We start from the raw sequence: 19,776 nt of genomic DNA, 5'->3' as shown, positions 1-19,776 counted from the left end.
TCAGCGACGGTAGCTCAGGACGCGGATGAGGATGAAGACGGGCACGACGATGACGGCGCCGAGCAGGAGGTAGTCGCCCAGCCGGCCGAGCGTCTTGAAGCCGGTGTTCCAGAGATCGACGATGAAATCGCGCACGGCAAAGAGGATGTCGTCCGGATAGAGCCCGAAGATCGACATCAGGAAGCCCACGGCCACCGACAGGATCAAGAGCTTGATGATCACGCGGATCGGTGTATCGCCGAGGAACCCGTTCACGCCATTCGACATCGATTGATTCTCCAAAAACTCGTGTCCATTCCAGATAAGCCGTCACCGGTTCCACGGCAAGCAAGGGGCTCTCATGAGAATTCGCTTGCCTTTTGCTGCGGCCCTGCCATGTAGCGCCGTCCGTTTTCCCGTTTTCGAGCCCCCATGACGAGCCCGCACTTCTCCTCCGGCGATCTCATCGCCGACCGCCGCGCCGATTATGCCCGCATGTTCGCGGAATCGGGCGAATTCGCGGAGGCTGCGGAACTCATGGAACAGGCGCTCGAACAGGTACCCTCCTGGGCCGCCGGCTGGTTCCGGCTCGCCGAATATGCGGAGAAATCGGGCCGGAAGGAGGCGGCGACGGCCGCCCTTGCAAAGGTCGTCGCCCTCGACCCGGCCGATATCTTCGGCGCCGGCCTGAAACTGGCCGTGCTGGGCGCTGCCGAAACGCCCGCCGCGCCCTCCACCGCCTATGTCGAGCGGCTCTTCGACGACTATGCCGACCGCTTCGACACCGCCCTCGTGCAACGGCTCGACTATACCGTGCCGCAGACGCTCGCCCGGCTGGTGCGCCGGCATGCGGGCGAGGATGCGCCTTTCGGCCTCGTCTCGGATATCGGCTGCGGCACCGGGCTCTTCGGCGTGGAACTGCGCGCCAATGCCGGCCGGCTCGAGGGCTTCGACCTTTCCGCCGGCATGCTGGCCAAGGCGGCGGAGAAAGGGGTCTACGACCATCTCGCGCAGGCCGACCTGTCATTGCCCGCCGGAGAGAGCGGGCTTTTCGACGCTGCGCCGGAGGCACGGGCCGACCTCGTCGGCGCGGCCGACGTGCTGATGTATCTCGGCGACCTTGCCGAGGTCTTCCCGAGCGCCGCGCGCCTCTTGAAGGCCGGCGGCCTCTTCGCCTTCTCCGTCGAGGACGGCGGAACAGGCGATGCGCCGCTGCTGCGCCCGTCGCTGCGCTACGCCCATCCGGAACGCTTCATCCGGAGGCGGGCGGAAGAGAACGGCCTTGTCGTCCTCGCCATGGAGAAAAGCGTGATCCGGCAGGATGCCGGCCAGCCGGTGCACGGGCTGCTTTTCCTTGCACGACGCGAGGCTTAGCCGAAGGCAGCGCTTGCGCCGGGCATTGCGCCCTATACAACAGAAGAAACCCTCGGAGATCTGGCATGGACGGCGACAAGCGGCGTTTCGGCTTCTGGAATCCCACTCCCACCCGCCATACGCCGCTGGAAGACGCCCAGGGCCTGTTCGCCAGCAGCATGATCGCCGCGCTCGGCCTGGCCCTGATGGGCAGCGCCGGGCTGGTGGCGAGCGGCACCGCCGGCGTCGCCTTCGTGCTGCACTACCTGACCGGCGTGAGCTTCGGCCTCTACTACACCGTCGTGAACATCCCCTTCTACATCCTGGCGCTGAAGCGCCTCGGCTGGGCCTTCACGATCAAGACCGTGCTCGCCGTGACGATGACCTCGCTGATCACCGAGCTGCAGCCGCATTTCGTGACGATCGAGAGCGTCGATCCGATGTGGACGGCGGTGCTGGCCGGCATCCTGCTCGGCTTCGGCCTGCTGGGCCTCTACCGCCACCGCGCCAGCCTCGGGGGCATCGGCGTGCTCGCGGTCTACATGCAGGAGCGCTTCGGCATCCGCGCCGGCCTCGTGCAGCTCGCTTTCGACATCGTCGTGCTCATCGCGGCCTTCTCGGTGGCAGCGCCCTTCATCGTGCTTTGCTCGGTCGTCGGGGCGGTGGTGCTCAACCTCTTCCTGACGGTCAACCACCGCGCCGACCGCTACATCGCCATGTGAGGCTATTTTTCCGGGGACCGCTTCACATTCGCCCGGCGGTCACTAGCTTAGGCCGGTGAGCACCATCGATTCCACCGCCGGCCCCAGCCTCCTGCCCGCCGCCTTCGCCGCCTGGTTTTCGGCCAAGGGATGGCAGCCGCGTGCGCACCAGATGGAGCTCCTTGCGCGGGCGACGGCGGGCGAAAGCCTGCTGCTCATCGCTCCGACCGGCGCCGGCAAGACGCTCGCCGGCTTCCTGCCGGCCCTCACCGACCTGACGCGCCGCGGCAGGCTCCCGCCCGGCAGCGCCTTCACCGGCATCCACACGCTCTACATCTCGCCGCTGAAGGCGCTCGCCGTCGATATCGAGCGCAACCTGATGAAGCCCGTCGAGGAGATGGGCCTGCCCATCACCGTCGAGACGCGCACCGGCGACACGCCGCAGGCCAAACGCCAGCGCCAGCGCCTCAATCCGCCCGACATCCTGCTGACGACGCCCGAGCAGGTCGCCCTGCTCATCGCCAACGGCGAGGCGCCGCGCTTCTTCAAGGACCTGAAATATGTGATCTTCGACGAGCTGCATTCGCTCGTCACCTCCAAGCGCGGCCATCTCCTGTCGCTGGGGCTCGCGCGGTTGCGCCGCCTTGCGCCCGGCCTTCGCACCATCGGCCTGTCGGCCACCGTCGCCGAGCCGATGGACCTGCGGCGCTGGCTGGTCGCGCAGCGACCGGGCGCGGCGCGGCATGCCGGCCTCGTCACGGCGCCGGGCGGGGCGCGGCCGATCATCACCATCCTCAAGAGCAAGGAGCGCGTGCCCTGGTCCGGGCATTCGGCGAAATATGCCATGCCCGAGGTCTACGAGGCGATCCGCGACCACAAGACCTCCCTGCTCTTCGTCAACACGCGCAGCCAGGCGGAAATCCTCTTCCAGGAGCTCTGGAACATCAACGAGGACACGCTGCCGATCGCGCTGCACCACGGCTCGCTCGATGTCGGCCAGCGCCGCAAGGTGGAGGCCGCCATGGCGGAGAACCGCCTGCGCGCCGTCGTCGCCACCTCGACGCTCGACCTCGGCATCGACTGGGGCGACGTCGACCTCGTCATCCATGTCGGCGCGCCGAAAGGCGCCTCGCGGCTCGCCCAGCGCATCGGCCGCGCCAACCACCGCATGGACGAGCCGAGCCGGGCGATCCTGGTGCCCGCCAACCGCTTCGAGGTGATGGAGTGCCAGGCGGCGCTCGACGCCAACTATCTCGGCGCGCAGGATACGCCGCCGGTGGGCGACGGCGCGCTCGACGTGCTCGCCCAGCATGTCCTCGGCATGGCCTGCGCGGCGCCCTTCGACGAGGATGCGCTCTTTGCCGAGATCACCGCCGCCGCGCCCTATACCGGCCTGCCGCGGGAAAAATTCGGCCGCATCGTCGCGTTCGTCGCGACCGGCGGCTATGCGCTGAAGACCTACGAGCGCTATGCCCGCATCCGCAAAACACAGGACGGGCTCTGGCGCGTCTCCAATCCGCAGGTCGCCCAGCAATACCGCCTCAACCTCGGCACGATCGTCGAAATGCCGATGCTGAACGTGCGCATGGTCAAGCGCGGCGCCAAGGGCGCGATCGGCCGCGGCGGCGCCTCGCTCGGCAAGGTGGAGGAATATTTCCTCGAAATGCTGGCGCCCGGCGATACCTTCCTCTTCTCCGGCAAGGTGCTGCGCTTCGAAGGCATCCGCGAGAACGAATGTCTCGTCTCCCAGGCCTTCTCGCTCGATCCGAAGGTGCCGGCCTATGCCGGCGGCAAGTTCCCGCTCTCCACCTATCTCGCCGACCAGGTGCGCAGCATGCTCGACGATCCCCACCGCTGGGGCGGGCTGCCCGAGCAGGTGCGCGACTGGCTCGCCCTGCAGCGGGACGTCTCCGCCCTGCCGAAGCGCGACGAACTGCTCATCGAGACCTTTCCGCGCGGCAGCCGGCACTACATGGTCGCCTATCCGTTCGAGGGGCGGCTGGCGCACCAGACGCTCGGCATGCTGCTGACGCGCCGGCTGGAGCGGGCCGGCCGCCGGCCGCTCGGCTTCGTCGCCACGGACTATTCCCTTGCCGTCTGGGCGCTCGACGATCTCGGCTACAGCTTTGCGGTGGAGCGCCCGTCGCTCGCAAGCCTCTTCGACGAGGACATGCTGGGCGACGACCTGGAGGCCTGGCTTGACGAGAGTTTCATGCTGAAGCGCACCTTCCGCAATTGCGCCGTGATTGCCGGGCTTATCGAGCAGCGCCATCCGGGCAAGGAAAAGACCGGGCGGCAGGTCACCGTTTCCGCCGACCTCATCTACGACGTGCTGAGAAGCCACGAGCCGGACCACATCCTGCTGGAGGCCACGCGCAACGATGCGGCGGCGGGGCTTTTGGATATTCAGCGATTGGGCGATATGCTGGCACGAATCAAGGGCCACATCACCCACCGGCGGCTCGACCGCATATCGCCGCTCGCCGTGCCGATCATGCTGGAAATCGGCAGGGAGCCGGTGGCGGGCGAGGCACAGGATTCTCTGCTGGCGGAAGCGGCGGAGGACCTGATCGCCGAGGCGATGGGCGTGGCGGCCATCTGAAGGGCCATCGAGAGGATTGAACGACAGGCATGCAGAGGCTCGCGCTGGCATCGGCGAAGATCGAGGATTTCGGCGCCGTTTCGGCCCGCACCGTGGTGGCGGGCGTGGAAGCGGTGTGCGATCCGCTCGGCGCGCTCTACCTGCCGGAAACCCGCCTTCTCGTCGTCTCGGACCTGCATCTGGAAAAGGGCGCGGCCTTCGCGCGGCGCGGCATGATGCTGCCGCCCTACGATACGCTCGCCACGCTCAAGGTGCTCGAAGCCGTCATCCTCAGGCATGATCCGGCGATCGTCGTCAGCCTCGGCGACAATTTCCATGATCGCGTCGGCTCGGCCCACCTGCCGGACATTTTTCGCGCGAAGATCACGGATCTGGCGCGCGGGCGCGACTGGATCTGGATCAACGGCAACCACGATCCGGACGGGACGGTGGACCTGCCCGGCCAGTCGGCGGACGAGCTGCACTATGCGGGCCTCGCCTTCCGGCACGAGCCGTCGCTGCTGTCGCCTGCCGGCGAGATCGCCGGCCACCTGCACCCGGCCGCCACCGTCATCCGCCGGGAGAAGGCCGTGCGCCGACCGTGTTTTGCGACCGACGGGCGGCGCCTCCTGATGCCCGCCTTCGGCCTGATGACCGGCGGCCTGGATCTGCGTCACAGGGCGATGACCGGCCTTTTCGAGCGGCCAAGCCTCGTCGCGCACATGCTCGGCCGCGACCGCATCTATTCGGTGCGCTTCGCCAACCTTATCGGCTGACGGCCTCCGGCGCATAACGCATCACCACCGTGCCGTTTTCGAGCGGCCGTGCCTCCAGTAGCGTGAAGTCACGCCGCGTGCCCTCCTTGAAGAAGGGCGTGCCGTTGCCGAGCTGCACCGGGACGACCGCCAGCATGACCTCGTCGACGAGCCCGGCCTTCAGCAGCGAATCCGTGAGGTCGGCGCTGCCGAAGACGTAGATCGTCTTGTCGAGTACCTCCTTGCGCGCCGAAAGCGCCGCGACGATGTCGGCGGTCACCTCGGTGTTGTTCCAGTCGGAAGCGGTGATGGTGCGCGAGGCGACGAGCTTCGGCAGGTCGTTCATGAAGGCCTTCACGGCCCCTTCGTCCTCGGTCGTCGTCCAGTAGGCCTTCATGCCCTCATAGGTCACGCGGCCGAAGACGAGGAGGCTCGCCGACGTGCCGAAATCCGTGCTGAGCTTTTCCAGCTCCGGCCCCCAGGCCCGGTTGTGAAAGTCGAGATCCCATTTCTTCTCGCCCTCGAAGAAGCCGTCGAGCGTCACGAGGTTCCAGATGATTACCTTTGCCATCGTCCTGTCCTCCATTGCGGGCCGTCTGCCGCCCGCTTTTAAACCAGTTGCGATTTGCAACTGGTTGATGGATAGCGAAACCAGTTGTAATATGCAAGCAGTTTTTGGAGAACCTGATGAAAGATACCCGCCGCTCCGGCTGCCCGATCAACCTGACGCTCGAAATCCTCGGCGACCGCTGGAGCCTGATCGTGCTGCGCGACATGATGTTCGGCAACCGCCGCCATTTTCGCGAGCTCCTGACGAAATCGGAGGAAGGCATCGCCTCCAACATCCTGGCGGACCGGCTGCGCCGCCTCGTCGACGAGGGCCTCATCAGCAAGGCGGACGATCCGAGCCACAAGCAGAAGGCGCTCTACAGCCTCACCGAAATGGGCATCGCATTGGTGCCGGTCTTCGCCATGATGGGCGCCTGGGGCCGGCGCTTCCTGCCGGTGACGGAGGACCTGTCGATCCGTGCGGAGCTGCTGGAAGAGGGCGGCGCGCCGCTGTGGGAAGCCTTCATGGAGGAGCTGCGGGCGATCCATCTCGGCGCGCCGCGCCCTGCCCGCTCGGTCTTCAACGAGCTGCAGGCCGCCTATGAGGCGACCGTCGCCCGGAGCATGGCCGCAGCCGGCGCTTGACGAAAGCCTCAAGGTTGATTTCCATCAAGGCAGCACCGGACGCCGGCTCTAGTCTGGACAAAAAGGAGGCTGCACCATGTACAAGCATATCCTCGTTCCCACGGACGGTTCCGACCTGTCCACCGCTGCCATCGACCAGACGCTCCAGCTCGCCAGGACGCTCGGCGCGAAGGTGACGGTGCTGACGGTGGCCGAGCCGCTGCATTTCCTGCCCGTGACCCCCGGCGCGACCGTCAATCTCAGGGCGGATTACGAAGCGCATGTGAAGGAGGATGGCATCCGCATCCTCGGCGCCGTCGAGACGAAGGCGAGCACCGCCGGCGTGCCGGTCGAGACGCTGCAGGTGACGGCGGGCGATGCCTGGCAGGCGATCGTCGACACCGCCAAGGCAAAGGACTGCGACCTGATCGCCATGGCCTCGCACGGCCGGCGCGGCGTCAGCGCCTTCCTGATGGGCAGCGTCACGACGAAGGTGCTCAGCCACGCCAAGGTGCCGGTCCTGGTCTACCGCTCCTGACGTTCAGTCCTTGCGGAAGACGATGCTGGCCAGCCATCCGGTGAGCAGGGCGAGGAGCACCGAGAAGGCGCCGTAGGCGAGCGCATTGTTGTAGGCGGCATTGGAGATCATCTGCTCGATGCCGGTCTTCATCACGCGCAGCGGCAGCGCCTTCTCGGCAATGAAGACACCATCGCGGAAGAGATGCGCGCGCACGACGTGGGTGCCGTTCGGCACGCTTGCCGGCAGTTTCACCGTCGCCTTGAACAGGCTCGCGCTGATGAACTGCACGCCGCCCGGATCGCGCTGGTAGAAGCCGCCGCTCTCCTTGAGGCGCCGGAAGGCCTCGCGAAACTCCGTGATGGTGCTGCCGTCGCCGACATAGCCGATCGGCGAAAGGCGGATGTGCTGGATGCCGACGCCGACGCCGTTGAGCACCGGCGGCTCGGCGATCGTCTCCACGTCCCGCGTGCTCGACAGCGAATAGGATTCCGGCACGAGCTCGAAGGTCATCGAGCGGCGGTTGACCCAGATGCCGAAGATGCGCTCCTTCACGCGCACCGTATTGTTGTCCTTCGGCCCCTCCAGCGCCACGACGATATCGTATTTGCGCTGGGCGAGCAGGGACGGGTCATAGCCTTCGATGGCGCCGAAGATCGTCAGGTCCGCGCCGCGGAAATCCGAGGAGATCGCGATCTCGTCCGTCGAGATGCCGATCTCGAGCTTTTCCGGGAACTCGACCGGCCTGTCCTCCAGCACCTGCGCGGCAGCGGGAAGGGCAAGGCCCAGGGCAAGAAGAAGCGCAGCGACGGCTCTCATCGATAGACCCCCTCGCTGACGACGGAATAGACATCGGCCGGCGTGACGACGAGATCGACGGCAAGGCGGGCACCGACGGCAAGGACGAGCAGCGCCAGCAGCGCACGCAACTGTTCGCCGCGCAGCTTCTGGCCGACGCGCACGCCGTATTGCGCGCCGATGACGCCCGCCACCATCAGGATGAAGGCGAGCACGATATCGACCGAATAGTTGGTCGTCGCCTGCATCATCGTCGTATAGGCCGTGACGAAGATGATCTGGAACAGCGAGGTGCCGACGACGACATTGGTCGGGATGCGCAGGAGATAGATCATGGCCGGCACCATGATGAAGCCGCCGCCGACACCCATGATGGAGGTGAGGATGCCGATGCCGAAGCCGAGGCCGACGACCGGGATGACGGAAAGATAGATCTTCGACTTCTTGAAACGCATCTTCAGCGGCAGGCGGTGCACCCAGCTATGCTGGCCGGGCCGGCGCAGCGAGACGGGCTGGTTTTTCGCCGCACGGCGCAGCGCCCGGATGCTTTCGAGCAGCATCAGGATGCCGACGGTGCCGAGCAGCACGACATAGAGCAACGAGATGACGAGATCGAGCTGGCCGACGCTGCGCAGGAGCGAGAAGATCCAGATGCCGACCGTGGCGCCCGCGAGGCCGCCGAAGAGCAGCACCGTGCCGAGCTTCACATCCAGCGTGCCGCGCCGGAAATGCGAGAGGGCGCCCGATATCGAGGAGGCGACGACCTGGTTGGCGCCCGTCGCGACAGCGACGATCGGCGGTATGTTGTAGAAGATGAGGAGCGGTGTGATGAGGAAGCCGCCGCCGACCCCGAACATGCCGGAAAGGAAGCCGACGGCCGCGCCCATGCCCAGAATGATGAAGATGTTCACCGAGAGCTCTGCAATGGGCAGATAGACAGTCACAACAATACCCCGATCGGCAAATTTTCCGCTTGCGCGGGCTCAAAACATCCGGCGGCCGCTGGCCGTTTTGCCTGCCGTCGCGGCTCTCCCCGGCAGGTTGCGCATATGCGCAAGCGCCCCGCCGCGTGAAGGAGGGGACCCCTCCGGCAGCCGGTTGCGCCTTGCATCATGCAAGGATCGGTCACGGGGCGCAGCGTCTGGGTGCGCCCTGTTCTTCTGTGCGATTCCGGACACAAGACCGCATTTTGCAGCCTTGCTGGAACTGCGTTTGCCACCTTCCCTGATGATAACGTTTGTCGAGCGCGTATCATCTTGGGGCGACATGAAAATTTCTACCGCATCATTCCTGAAATCGGGGCCGATTTAAGGATGAGATCAAGCGGCAAATACAAAATGCCACAGCGTCCGTAGCACATCGTGAACGGTGTGCCGCGCCGTGGTGAGCGTCATGCCCGCAGGGTGGGGACAAGTCAACCGGAGAAGCCGTTTTCAGGGCCTCTCCGGCAATCCGCCGATCAGCTCGGCTGCTTGTTGCGCTTCAGGAGTTCCGTCACCAGCGCGTCGTCGATCTCGCCGGTTTCCTTCTGGCCGACGGACTTCTGGAAGGCCTTGATGGCGGCGACCGTCTTCTTGCCCATCGCGCCATCGGGCGTGCCGGCGTTGAAGCCGTTGTTGTTGAGGATCGCCTGGATGTTGCGGATCGCCTTCTTCATGTCGACGCTGGCGGTCTTCGTCGGCTTGCCGACCCATTCATCCGGCAGGTCCGCCGAATTGGCCTTCTCGTCGAGCGGTTGCGGCTTCCACAGCTCCGCCTTCGCCTTGGCGCTGAAAAGCTGCTCGGGACGCATGGCATTGGCCACCTCGTCGCGCTTCTGCGCCGCATCGCCGTCGCCGTCGCGGGCGGCGATGGCGAACCACTTGTAGGATTCTTCCAGATCCTGCGTCACGCCGTTGCCCCGCGCATAGAGGATGGCAAGGTTGAACTGGCTGTCGCGCACGCCGAATTCGGAGGCCTTCTGGAACCACTTGGCCGCGCCGTCGAAATCCGGCTGCTGGGTGCCGACGCCCGTCGCCAGGAGAACGGCGAGGTTGTGCATGGCGCTGGCATTGCCCTTGTTCGCCGCGATTTCGTAGAGCTCGCGGGCACGCGGCAGGTCACGCTCGACGCCCTGGCCCTTCTCGTAGAGATTGGCAAGGCGGTATTCGGCGGGCGCAAAGCCGCGGGCGGCGGAAAGTTCGTACCAGCGGGCGGCTTCCGCAAGGTCCATCGCAATGCCGCGGCCTTCCGTATAGCGCGCGCCGATCTCGAACAGCGCCAGCGGATCGCCGTCGGTCGCCGCCTTCGAGAGCGAGGCAGGGGTGATCGCTTCCGGAACGACGATCGCCGCGGTCTGCGTCTGGTCGACCGGCTGGGTCTCTTCGACGACGGCGGTTTCCGGTGTCGTCACCGGTTCGAAGCCGGCGGTCGCGGCACCGTCGGTCATTTCGACCGGGGCCGTCAGCGCGTCGCTGCCGGTCGCCGAAATATCGGTCGACGTCCGCTCGGCGCCGGCATTCGTCTGCGTGTCGCCAAGGCCGCGCGCATCGCCGCTCTCCACATCGCCATTCTCGACCGGGGCCGGATCCGTCACGGCCTCCTCGCCGACGACAGGCGCCGCGGCGGTGTTGGCGGTCACGGCCTCGCCGGTGCCGGTCGTGGTCTCGACCGGGACCGTCTCGTTCGCGGTGATGGCGGTCTGTTCAACGACGACAGGTGCCTCGTCGCCGGCCACCAGCGTGTTGACCAGGGGGTAGGACATGATCGCCAAGAGCACGGCGCCGACAGCCAAGAGGATCGGCCGGCGATGGCGCGACAGCGCCGAAGCGGGCTTCTCGCCCTTCGCCAGCTTTTCCGTTTTCCGGGCCGGAGCGACGCGGGAGATCGTGTCGGTCTCCTCGGCGGCAAGCCTGGCGGCACGGCGGGCGGCGGCGATGAAATCGGCCTTCTCGCCCTCGCTGCCGCCTGCTGCGCGGCTTCCCGAAGCCTGGCCGGCCCGCACGCGCTCAAGGATGCGGCGCACGTCCGGCACGCCGGAGCCCGGCTCCAGCAACTGGTTCGCCTCTTCCGGCGCCAATTCGTCGGTGGGGTCGATCGAGGGCGTCGGGTCGATCTGCTGGCGTTCGGCCGGCGGCACGGCTTCCTTGCGGCCGGGAGCGAAGCGACGCTTCAGGCCGGCGAGCAGGCCGGACTTGGGCTGGGCCTCGGCCGGCTGGTCGGCGGCAAGGGCAACGGGCTCGTCCGCGAGCGCCTCTTCCGGGGCGGGACGCTCGGGAACGGGGATCGTCTCGACCTCGATCTCGGCAAAGCGGCTTTCCTCCTGCGGCGTCTCGGCTTCGGCCTTGCGGGTCTCGCGGGCGCCGAAGCCGTCATCGTCAAAAGGGTAGTCGTTGCCGTAGATGCTGGAGACGGGGGCAGCGTGGCGCTCCACGTCCATCGCCGGCATTTCGGCGCGCGGCATGGCGGCCTCGCGGCGGCCGAAGGTGTCGTGCGGGGCGTCGAGCTGTTCGAGGCGGCCGGCGATCTGCACCAGCGTGTCGTGCAGCGCATCGAAGGTGCGCGCGGTGCGCTCCTCGCTCGAACGGGTCAGCTCCTCCAGGGCGCGCAGGTCGTCGGCAAGGCCGGCGATCGCTTCCATGTCGCTGCCGGCGGCCGTGGCCGGACCGGCATGGCGGTAGGCTTCCATCACGGCTTCCGCCGCCTGGCGGGCGGCCTCGACGATATATTCGTCATTGGTCGCCATGTAGTCCTCGATCGTCGCAAGACGGCCCTCGAATTCGGAGGGGATCTGCGCGACCGCGGCGGACGGCGTGCTGATCAGCGTGGAGAGATGTGCGATCTGCGCCTCCAGCCCGCGCAATGCCTCATGGTCGCCCGCCGGGGCGACGCTGGTCGCATCGAGCCGGTCGGCGATCGCCGAAAGGCGATCCTCGATATGGGCGAAGCGGTCGTCCTGGAAGGGGCTGCCGGTCGGCGCGTCGAGGCCGTCGATGCGGCGGGCAAGCGCATCCAGCCGCTCGGCGAGCTGGTCGTTGACGCTGCCCTGGTCGAGCGCGTCGATCTTGCGGGAAATGTCGGAGAGGTAGTAGGCAAGCTCCTCGCCACCCTGGGCAGGGGCGGCCTGCTGGCTTTGCTCCAGCATCTGCGAGAGGTGCTCGATGCGTTCTTCGAGGCGCAGCGCCGCGCGTTCGTTCGACAAGTCCTCGATGCGGCTCGCCAGCGCCTCGATGCGCAGGGAAAGGCCCTGGTCCGGGGCGGGGTCCGGGCGATGGGCGATGAGATCGAGCTGGCCGGCGAGATCGGCGATGCGGCCTTCGAGGCGCTGCATCATGCCGTTGTCGGCCATGGACGATTGCTGCATGCGGCCGGCCGCGGCGATCGCCCGGCTGATCTCGTCGAGGCGGGTGTCCAGCCCCTCGAACTGCGAGGTGACGGCGGAAACGAACCGGCCGTCATCCGGCTGCGCCTGGCGGGCCAGCATGTCGATGGCGCGGGCGATGGTCTCGATCTTGCCTTCCAGCGCATGGATGGCCGGCGTGGCGCTCACCGCGCCGATCTGGCTCTTCAGCTCGTCCAGCCGGTAGGCAAGCGCCACCAGCTCGTCGTCGCGCGTCTGGTCGAAGATCGAGAGCTTCTTCTCGACACCATTCCAGCGGTCCTCCATGCGGCGCACGGAATCCTCGCGGGCGAGCCCGTCGAGCACGGAGCGCAATTCGTCGAATTCGACGCGCAGGCTTTCCGTCTGACCGGACTGACGGCCGAGCTGGTTGATGCCGGTGGACAGCCGCAGCAATTCCTCGCGCAGGTCGTCATTGTTGTCGCGGCCTTCGGCCATCTGGCGGATGCCCCGGATCTCCGAGCGCAGCGACTGCATCTCGCGCTCCAGCCCGTCGGCGATGTCCTTCTTCAGGTCCTGGCGCAGCGAGACGAGCGCCTTGGCGATGTCCTCGACGGAATTGTCCGCGCGGGCGGGCGCAGCCTGCTGATGACCATAGGCCGGATGAACCTGCTGGCCGCCATGGGCGGCACCTGCCTGAGCGCCGCCATAGGCGGCGTGGGCCTGCTGGGCGGCGGCATGGTGGTCGGCCGACAGCGGACGGCGCTCCAGGCGCTGGGCGACGCGTTCGCGGCCGCCTTCGATGGCACGCTGGCGCTGCACGATTTCGGAAACCGGATCGTCGCGCAGCGGGATCGCGCGCGCCGGTTCATAACGGGGCTGCTCGCCGCGCGGCGCGAAACGCTCCTCGCCGCGTCCGCGCGCCTCGCGCCCGCCCGCCATCAGGCCCTCGATGCGGGCTTCCAACCCCTCGATGGTGCGATTGAGCGCATCGAGCGAGGATCTTTCGCCGTGACGCTGCGGGTTTCGCGATCCGTTCATCTTTCGCCTCGCTTTGGCGGCCGAGCGGCCTGCCGGGAGATACTTCCGAAGGCACTGCCGCCCGGCTGCGCCCCTTCTTCCACGCCGGCGGATCCCCGCCGTCAAACACTGCATGCGCGATGGGAAACAGTATCGCCCCTGTCTGTACCGGACCGTCCGTCCGGCCGTTACAAAGGGATGCCGAAATGATTCCCGATCCCACGCCCTCAGGCGTCACAATTCATGAAACATGGTAAACAAGGGGTTAATCGCCCCGGAAATTTTTTAACGATTTGCTCATAGAATGGCCTTCGGAAGGAAAGGCGACCGTTAGCGGCACAGCCATGGGCGCGGGACGAGCCATCCGCCGCCGCCTCGCCCACCCGCCGTCCCTCCCCGTTCGACGAAAATTTCGCTGCGACTGTGTTTTGACGTTTACGCAAACGTCAAAGTTTTATAGTATCCGATCTCAAGGAGCGGACCCATGTCCGCGGGACAGGTGAGGACCCCAGCATGCCGATCTACAAGGCCCCCGTGAATGACACGCTTTTCATCCTGAACGACGTCCTGGCGCTCGAACGGTACAACAACCTGCCCGGTTTTGCCGATGCCACGGGCGACATGCTGGAGGCGATCGCCGGCGAGGCCGCGAAACTGGCAGAAGAGGTGCTGTTCCCGGTCAACCTTTCCGGCGACCAGGAGGGCTGCAAGCGCCACGACGACGCCACGGTGACGACCCCCAGGGGTTTCAAGGCCGCCTACGACCTCTACCGCCAGGGTGGCTGGATCGGCCTTGCGGTGCCGGAGGAATTCGGCGGCCAGGGCCTTCCTTACGTGCTGCACACCGCCGTCGGCGAATACATGTCCTCGGCCAACATGGCGCTCACCATGTATCCGGGCCTCACGCAGGGCGCGATCGCCGCGATCCTCGTGCACGGCTCCGACGAGCAGAAGGCCGCCTACCTGCCGAAGATGGTCGAGGGCACCTGGACCGGCACGATGAACCTGACGGAGCCCCATTGCGGCACCGATCTCGGCCTGCTGCGCACCAAGGCCGTGCCGCAGGGCGACGGTTCCTACAGGATTTCCGGCCAGAAGATCTTCATCTCCGCCGGCGAGCACGACATGTCCGACAACATCGTGCACCTCGTCCTCGCCCGCATCGAGGGCGCGCCCGAGGGCACCAAGGGCATCTCGCTGTTCATCGTGCCGAAATTCCTGCTGAAGGACGACGGCACGCCGGGCGACCGCAACAGCGTGTCCTGCGGCGCCATCGAGCACAAGATGGGCATCCACGGCAACGCCACCTGCGTCATGAACTATGACGCGGCGAAAGGCTTCCTCATCGGCGCGGAGAACAAGGGCCTCAACGCCATGTTCGTGATGATGAACGAGGCCCGCCTCGGCGTCGGCCTGCAGGGCCTGTCGATCGCCGAGATCGCCTACCAGAACGCCGCCCACTATGCCCGCGAGCGCCTGCAGGGCCGCTCGCTCTCCGGCGTCAAGAACCCCGATGGCAAGGCCGATCCGCTGATCGTCCACCCGGATATCCGCCGCACGCTGATGACCATCAAGGCCTGGACCGAGGGCGGCCGCGCCTTCACGCTCTGGACGGCGCTGAAATCCGACATCGCCCACCGCGCCGCCGACGAGAAGGAACGCCAGGCCGCCGACGACCTGCTCGGCCTGATGACGCCGATCCTCAAGGGCGTCCTGACCGACAAGGGTTTCGACCACGCCGTCATGGCCCAGCAGGTCTTTGGCGGCCACGGCTATATCGAAGAGCACGGCATGAGCCATTATGTGCGCGACGCGCGCATCGCCATGATCTACGAGGGCGCCAACGGCATCCAGGCGCTCGACCTCGTCGGCCGCAAGCTCGGCATGAACGGCGGTCGCGCCGTGATGGCGCTCTTCAAGGAGATCGGCGATTTCTGCGAGGAGAACCGCAATGACGAGAAGCTGGCCTATTTCACCAAGCACCTGAAGAAGGGCTTGAACGATCTCCAGGCCGGAACCATGTGGTTCATGCAGAACGCCATGGCCAAGCCCGACAATGCCGGTGCCGGCTCGACCGACTACATGCATCTCTTCGGCCTCGTCGTCATCGGCTATATGTGGGCGAAGATCGCGAAAGCCGCCGAGGACGGAATTGCGGCCGGCGCGGGCGAGCGCGAAGACTTTTTGAAGAACAAGCTGGTCACGGCAACATTCTTCATGGAGCGGCTGATGCCGGAAACGGCGCTGCGCAAGACCCGCATCGAGGCCGGCGCCGAGACGATGATGGCGCTTTCGGCCGAGGCGTTCTAGCCTCTAGAATCAGACGATCCATTGCGAGTTTGACGGCGCCGCTGCGCCGCCCAGGGAGAAGAGACCAATGACCGACGTCTTCATCTACGATCATGTGCGCACCCCGCGCGGGCGCGGCAAGAAGGACGGCTCGCTGCATGAAGTGCCGTCCGTCCGCCTCGCCGCCAAGGTGCTGGAGGCGGTGCGCGACCGCAACGGGCTCGATACGGCGAAAGTCGACGACATCGTCATGGGCTGCGTCGATCCCGTCATGGATGCGGGCGCGGTGATCCCCAAGGCCGCCGCCTTCGAAGCCGGCTATTCGACCCGCGCGCCGGGCATGCAGATCTCGCGCTTCTGCGCCTCCGGCCTCGACGCCGTGAATTTCGGCGCGGCGAAGATCGCGCAAGGGGCCGACGACCTCGTGATCGCCGGCGGCGTCGAGAGCATGTCGCGCATCGGGCTCGGCATGTCGGGCGGCGCCTGGTTCATGGACCCCTCGGTCAACTTCCCGGCCTATTTCATGCCGCAGGGCGTCTCGGCCGATCTCATCGCCACGAAATACGGGTTTTCGCGCGACGATGTCGATGCCTATGCCGTCGAGAGCCAGAAGCGCGCCGCCCATGCCTGGCAGAGCGGCTATTTCGAAAAATCCGTCGTGCCGGTGAAGGATATCAACGGCCTCACCATCCTCGCCCATGACGAGCACATGCGCCCCGGCACGGACATGCAGGCGCTCGCCCAGCTCCAGCCCTCCTTCCAGATGCCCGGCGAGATGGGCGGCTTCGAGGCCGTCGCCATCCAGGCCCATCCGGAAATCGAGGGCATCACCTATGTGCACCATGCCGGCAATTCCTCCGGCATCGTCGACGGCGCTAGCGCCGTGCTGCTCGGCTCGAAGGAAGGCGGCAACATCCTCGGAAAGAAGGCGCGCGGCCGCATCAAGGCCTTCGCCAATATCGGCTCCGATCCGGCGCTGATGCTGACCGGCCCCGTCGATGTCACGGAAAAGCTGCTCGCCCGCACCGGCATGCAGCTGTCCGACATCGACCTCTTCGAGCTGAACGAGGCCTTCGCCGCCGTCGTGCTGCGCTATATGCAGGCCTTCGACATCCCGCATGACAGGATCAACGTCAACGGCGGGGCGATCGCCATGGGCCATCCGCTCGGCGCCACCGGCGCGATGATCCTCGGCACCGTGCTCGACGAACTGGAGCGCCGCGACCTCAACACCGCCCTCGTCACGCTCTGCATCGGCGCCGGCATGGGCACGGCGACGATCGTCGAACGGGTCTGAGGGCGAGGGGGAACGGCGACGGCGCGGCATGTCCCTTCTCCCCGTTCACGGGGAGAAGGTGCCGGCAGGCGGATGAGGGGCAACCGGCCGCTCCGCAAAAGATTTCAGGGAAGAGGAATCCCATCATGAGCCACAAGAATTTCACCATCGAGACCGACGCCGACGGCATTGCGCTCGTCACCTGGGACATGCCGGAAAAGTCGATGAACGTCTTCACCATCGAGGTGATGGACGAGCTGGAAAAGATCGTCGACCAGGTCGTGGCGGATAGCGCGGTCAAGGGCGTCGTCATCACCTCCGGAAAAAGCTCCTTCTCCGGCGGCGCCGATCTTTCGATGATCCAGGCGAGCTTCGATCTCCTGAAGGAGGCGAAGGCGAAGGACCCGGCCACCGCCGTCGAAAAGCTTTTCGAGGCGACCGGGCGCATGACCTGGCTGTTCCGCAAGCTCGAAACCTGCGGCAAGCCGTGGGTCGCCGCCATCAACGGCACCTGCATGGGCGGCGCGTTCGAAATGTCGCTCGCCTGCCACGGCCGCGTCGCCTCGAACGCCAAGTCGGTCAAGATCGCGCTGCCGGAAGTCAAGGTCGGCCTCTTCCCGGGCGCCGGCGGCACCCAGCGCGTGCCGCGGCTTGCCAATGCGCAGAACGCCCTCCAGATGATGACGACAGGCTCCTCGCTGACGGCCGCGCGCGCCAAGGCGATGAACCTCGTGCATCAGGTGGTCGAGCCGGACCAGCTCATCCCCGCGGCAAAGCAGATGATCAAGGACGGCCTGAAGCCCGTCCAGCCCTGGGATGAAAAGGGGTTCAAGGCACCGGGCGGCGGCATCTGGACGCCGGCCGCCGCGCAGCTCTGGCCGGCAGCGCCCGCCATTCTGCGCCGCGAGACCGCGGGCAATTATCCGGGCGCGCTCGCCATCCTCAAATGCGTCTATGAGGGCCTGCAAGTGCCCTTCGAGACGGGGCTGAGGATCGAGCAGCGCTACTTCACCCATATCCTCCAGACGACCGAAGCGTTTTCGATGATCCGGTCGCTCTTCGTCTCCATGCAGGAACTCGGCAAGGGCGCGCGCCGCCCGGCGGGCCAGCCGAAGGCGGAGTTCAGGAAGGTCGCCGTCGTCGGCGCCGGCTTCATGGGTGCCTCCATCGCCTATGTGACGGCCGCCGCCGGCATTCCGGTCGTGCTGATCGACCGCGACCAGGAGGCCGCCGACAAGGGCAAGGGCGTCTCGCAAGGGCTCGTCACCGGTGCGATCGGCAAGGGCCGCATGACGAAGGAAGAGGGCGAAAAGCTGCTCTCCCTCATCACGCCGACGCCCGACTATGCCAGCCTCGCCGATGCCGACCTCGTCATCGAGGCGGTCTTCGAGGACCGCACGGTCAAGAAGGAGGTCACGGAGAAGATCGAGGCGGTGCTGCGCGAGGACGCCATCTTCGCCTCCAACACCTCGACACTGCCGATATCAGGCCTTGCGAAGAATTCGAAGCGTCCCGGACAATTCATCGGCATCCACTTCTTCTCGCCGGTCGACAAGATGATGCTGGTGGAGGTCATCCTCGGCAAGGAGACGGGTGATCGGGCGCTCGCCACGGCGCTCGACTATGTCGCGGCGATCAAGAAGACACCGATCGTCGTCAACGACACGCGCGGTTTCTATGTCAACCGCTGCGTCTTCCGCTACATGGCGGAGGCCTATGACATGCTGATCGAAGGCGTACCGGCGGCGATGATCGAGAATGCGGCGAAGATGGCCGGCATGCCGGTCGGCCCCCTGTCGCTCAATGACGAGGTGGCCGTCGATCTCTCCTACAAGATCTTCAAGGCCTCCATCGCCGATCTCGGGCCGGAATCGGTCGATCCGCGCCATATGGAACTGGTGACGAAGCTGGTGGAAGGCGAAGGCCGTCTCGGCCGCAAGGCCGGCAAGGGTTTTTACGACTATCCGCCGAAGCCGGCGAAGAAGAAGCTGTGGCCGGGGCTGAAAGACCTCTATCCGCAGCAGAAGCCCGAAAATGTCGATGTGAAGGTGCTCAAGCAGCGCCTGCTCGCCACCATCGCGCTGGAAGCGGCCCGCACCATGGAAGAGGGCATCGTCACCGATCCGCGCGAGGCCGATGTCGGCTCCATCCTCGGCTTCGGTTTCGCGCCCTATACCGGCGGCACGCTCTCCTATATCGACGGCATGGGCGTGAAGACCTTCGTGGAGCTCTGCGAGAAGCTTGCCGCCCGATACGGCAGCCACTTCCAGCCGACGCCGCTGCTGAAGGACATGGCCGCCAAGGGCGAGACCTTCTACAGCCGCTTCGCACCGGAGGCGAAGAAGGCGGCCTGAAGCAGGCGCATCGACAGGAAAAGGATGGCGCGGCGCCATCCTTTCTTCGTCCGATGCCTGCGTTTCATCCACGGGCGCGAAAATAAAACTGTCGAATCCATAAATCCAGCTCGACATAAAATCAGCGAATCGTTGCGTTTTTCGGCTTTTCCCTCGGGGGCCGTCAGAAAAATTCCGGCCAACCATTGCGTTTTCGCGAATAAACTTTATATAGAACATGTCGAAAACTGCTTGCGACCTTTGTCTTTGAGCCTTCAAGCTCTGTCAGATTTCCTTTCAAGATCGATCAAAACGGACAAGATATCGTCCGATTACACTAGCGATGGAAAGGATATCGTTATGAATTCAGGTACCGTAAAGTGGTTCAACAGCACCAAGGGTTTCGGTTTCATTCAGCCTGACGATGGCGCGACGGATGTGTTCGTTCACATCTCCGCCGTTGAGCGCTCGGGCCTCGGCTCGCTCGCCGAAGGCCAGAAGGTCAGCTACGAGATCGTCCGCGACCGCAAGTCCGGCAAGAGCTCGGCCGACAACCTTCGCGCCGTTTAAGATTGTCATTCCGCCCGCCGACCACGGATGTACTGGCGGCAGAGCGTTTGAGTGACGGGAAGAGGTCGGGGTCACACCCGGCCTTTTTGTTTCCATAGCCCCGAAGGAGAAGG

15 protein-coding genes are annotated in these 19,776 nt (G+C 65.8%); 10 read left to right on the top strand and 5 right to left on the bottom strand.

Translation table 11 applies throughout. The features are described 5' to 3' along the window. Positions 1–267 carry a DUF6460 domain-containing protein gene (locus tag EV665_RS09790; protein ID WP_023512405.1) on the bottom strand — a complete coding sequence of 89 codons (267 nt, stop codon included), beginning with the start codon at positions 265–267 and terminating at the stop codon, positions 1–3. Between the two features lie 144 nt (positions 268–411). Here EV665_RS09790 and EV665_RS09785 point away from each other — a divergent pair, with 144 nt between their 5' ends. From EV665_RS09785 to pdeM, 4 genes are all read left to right on the top strand, one after another. Further along, on the top strand, positions 412–1,353 hold the full coding sequence (locus tag EV665_RS09785) for a class I SAM-dependent methyltransferase (protein WP_133033948.1): 942 nt from the start codon (positions 412–414) through the stop codon (positions 1,351–1,353). Between the two features lie 65 nt (positions 1,354–1,418). Continuing rightward, positions 1,419–2,054: a YitT family protein gene (locus EV665_RS09780; protein ID WP_064328733.1), complete on the top strand. Its 636-nt coding sequence runs from the start codon at positions 1,419–1,421 to the stop codon at positions 2,052–2,054. A gap of 55 nt (positions 2,055–2,109) precedes the next feature. Next, positions 2,110–4,635 (top strand): ligase-associated DNA damage response DEXH box helicase, encoded by a 2,526-nt coding sequence (locus EV665_RS09775; protein ID WP_133033947.1) that lies wholly within the window; start codon positions 2,110–2,112, stop codon positions 4,633–4,635. A gap of 29 nt (positions 4,636–4,664) precedes the next feature. Next, positions 4,665–5,390 (top strand): ligase-associated DNA damage response endonuclease PdeM, encoded by a 726-nt coding sequence (gene pdeM, locus EV665_RS09770; RefSeq protein WP_133033946.1) that lies wholly within the window; start codon positions 4,665–4,667, stop codon positions 5,388–5,390. On the opposite strand, the gene EV665_RS09765 is transcribed toward pdeM, so the two are convergent. After that, a complete protein-coding gene (locus tag EV665_RS09765) occupies positions 5,380–5,940 on the bottom strand; it encodes a dihydrofolate reductase family protein (protein WP_064328730.1) in 561 nt (186 codons plus the stop codon). The genes pdeM and EV665_RS09765 overlap by 11 nt on opposite strands. A 116-nt stretch (positions 5,941–6,056) precedes the next feature. Between EV665_RS09765 and EV665_RS09760 the strand changes: the two genes are divergently transcribed. Next, the gene (locus tag EV665_RS09760; RefSeq protein WP_133033945.1) at positions 6,057–6,563 is read left to right on the top strand and encodes a winged helix-turn-helix transcriptional regulator; all 507 of its coding nucleotides are present in this window, start codon (positions 6,057–6,059) and stop codon (positions 6,561–6,563) included. Positions 6,564–6,639: 76 nt separating this feature from the next. After that, positions 6,640–7,080, top strand: a complete 441-nt coding sequence (locus tag EV665_RS09755) for a universal stress protein (protein WP_133033944.1) — start codon at positions 6,640–6,642, stop codon at positions 7,078–7,080. A gap of 3 nt (positions 7,081–7,083) precedes the next feature. On the opposite strand, the gene EV665_RS09750 is transcribed toward EV665_RS09755, so the two are convergent. The 3 genes from EV665_RS09750 to EV665_RS09740 form a co-directional block, all read right to left on the bottom strand. After that, positions 7,084–7,878, bottom strand: a complete 795-nt coding sequence (locus EV665_RS09750) for a TIGR02186 family protein (protein WP_133033943.1) — start codon at positions 7,876–7,878, stop codon at positions 7,084–7,086. After that, positions 7,875–8,801 carry a sulfite exporter TauE/SafE family protein gene (locus tag EV665_RS09745; protein WP_064328726.1) on the bottom strand — a complete coding sequence of 309 codons (927 nt, stop codon included), beginning with the start codon at positions 8,799–8,801 and terminating at the stop codon, positions 7,875–7,877. Before EV665_RS09745 ends, EV665_RS09750 begins: the two co-directional genes overlap by 4 nt. Before the next feature lie 515 nt (positions 8,802–9,316). Continuing rightward, complete coding sequence (locus EV665_RS09740) at positions 9,317–13,216, bottom strand: peptidoglycan-binding protein (RefSeq protein ID WP_133033942.1); 3,900 nt, start codon at positions 13,214–13,216, stop codon at positions 9,317–9,319. A 492-nt stretch (positions 13,217–13,708) separates the two neighbouring features. Here EV665_RS09740 and EV665_RS09735 point away from each other — a divergent pair, with 492 nt between their 5' ends. The 4 genes from EV665_RS09735 (at position 13,709) to EV665_RS09720 (ending at position 19,663) form a co-directional block, all read left to right on the top strand. Next, positions 13,709–15,505, top strand: a complete 1,797-nt coding sequence (locus tag EV665_RS09735) for an acyl-CoA dehydrogenase C-terminal domain-containing protein (protein ID WP_133033941.1) — start codon at positions 13,709–13,711, stop codon at positions 15,503–15,505. A gap of 67 nt (positions 15,506–15,572) precedes the next feature. After that, a complete protein-coding gene (locus EV665_RS09730; RefSeq protein WP_133033940.1) occupies positions 15,573–16,781 on the top strand; it encodes an acetyl-CoA C-acetyltransferase in 1,209 nt (402 codons plus the stop codon). Positions 16,782–16,906: 125 nt separating this feature from the next. Then, complete coding sequence (locus EV665_RS09725; RefSeq protein WP_162853020.1) at positions 16,907–19,114, top strand: FAD-dependent oxidoreductase; 2,208 nt, start codon at positions 16,907–16,909, stop codon at positions 19,112–19,114. 339 nt (positions 19,115–19,453) lie between these two features. Then, positions 19,454–19,663, top strand: coding sequence for a cold-shock protein (locus EV665_RS09720; RefSeq protein WP_064328721.1), 210 nt, complete (start codon positions 19,454–19,456; stop codon positions 19,661–19,663). Positions 19,664–19,776 lie beyond the last annotated feature (113 nt).

Source organism: Shinella granuli, from assembly GCF_004341885.1.
Classification (GTDB): domain Bacteria; phylum Pseudomonadota; class Alphaproteobacteria; order Rhizobiales; family Rhizobiaceae; genus Shinella; species Shinella granuli.
This window is presented reverse-complemented; position numbering and strand designations above follow the sequence as displayed.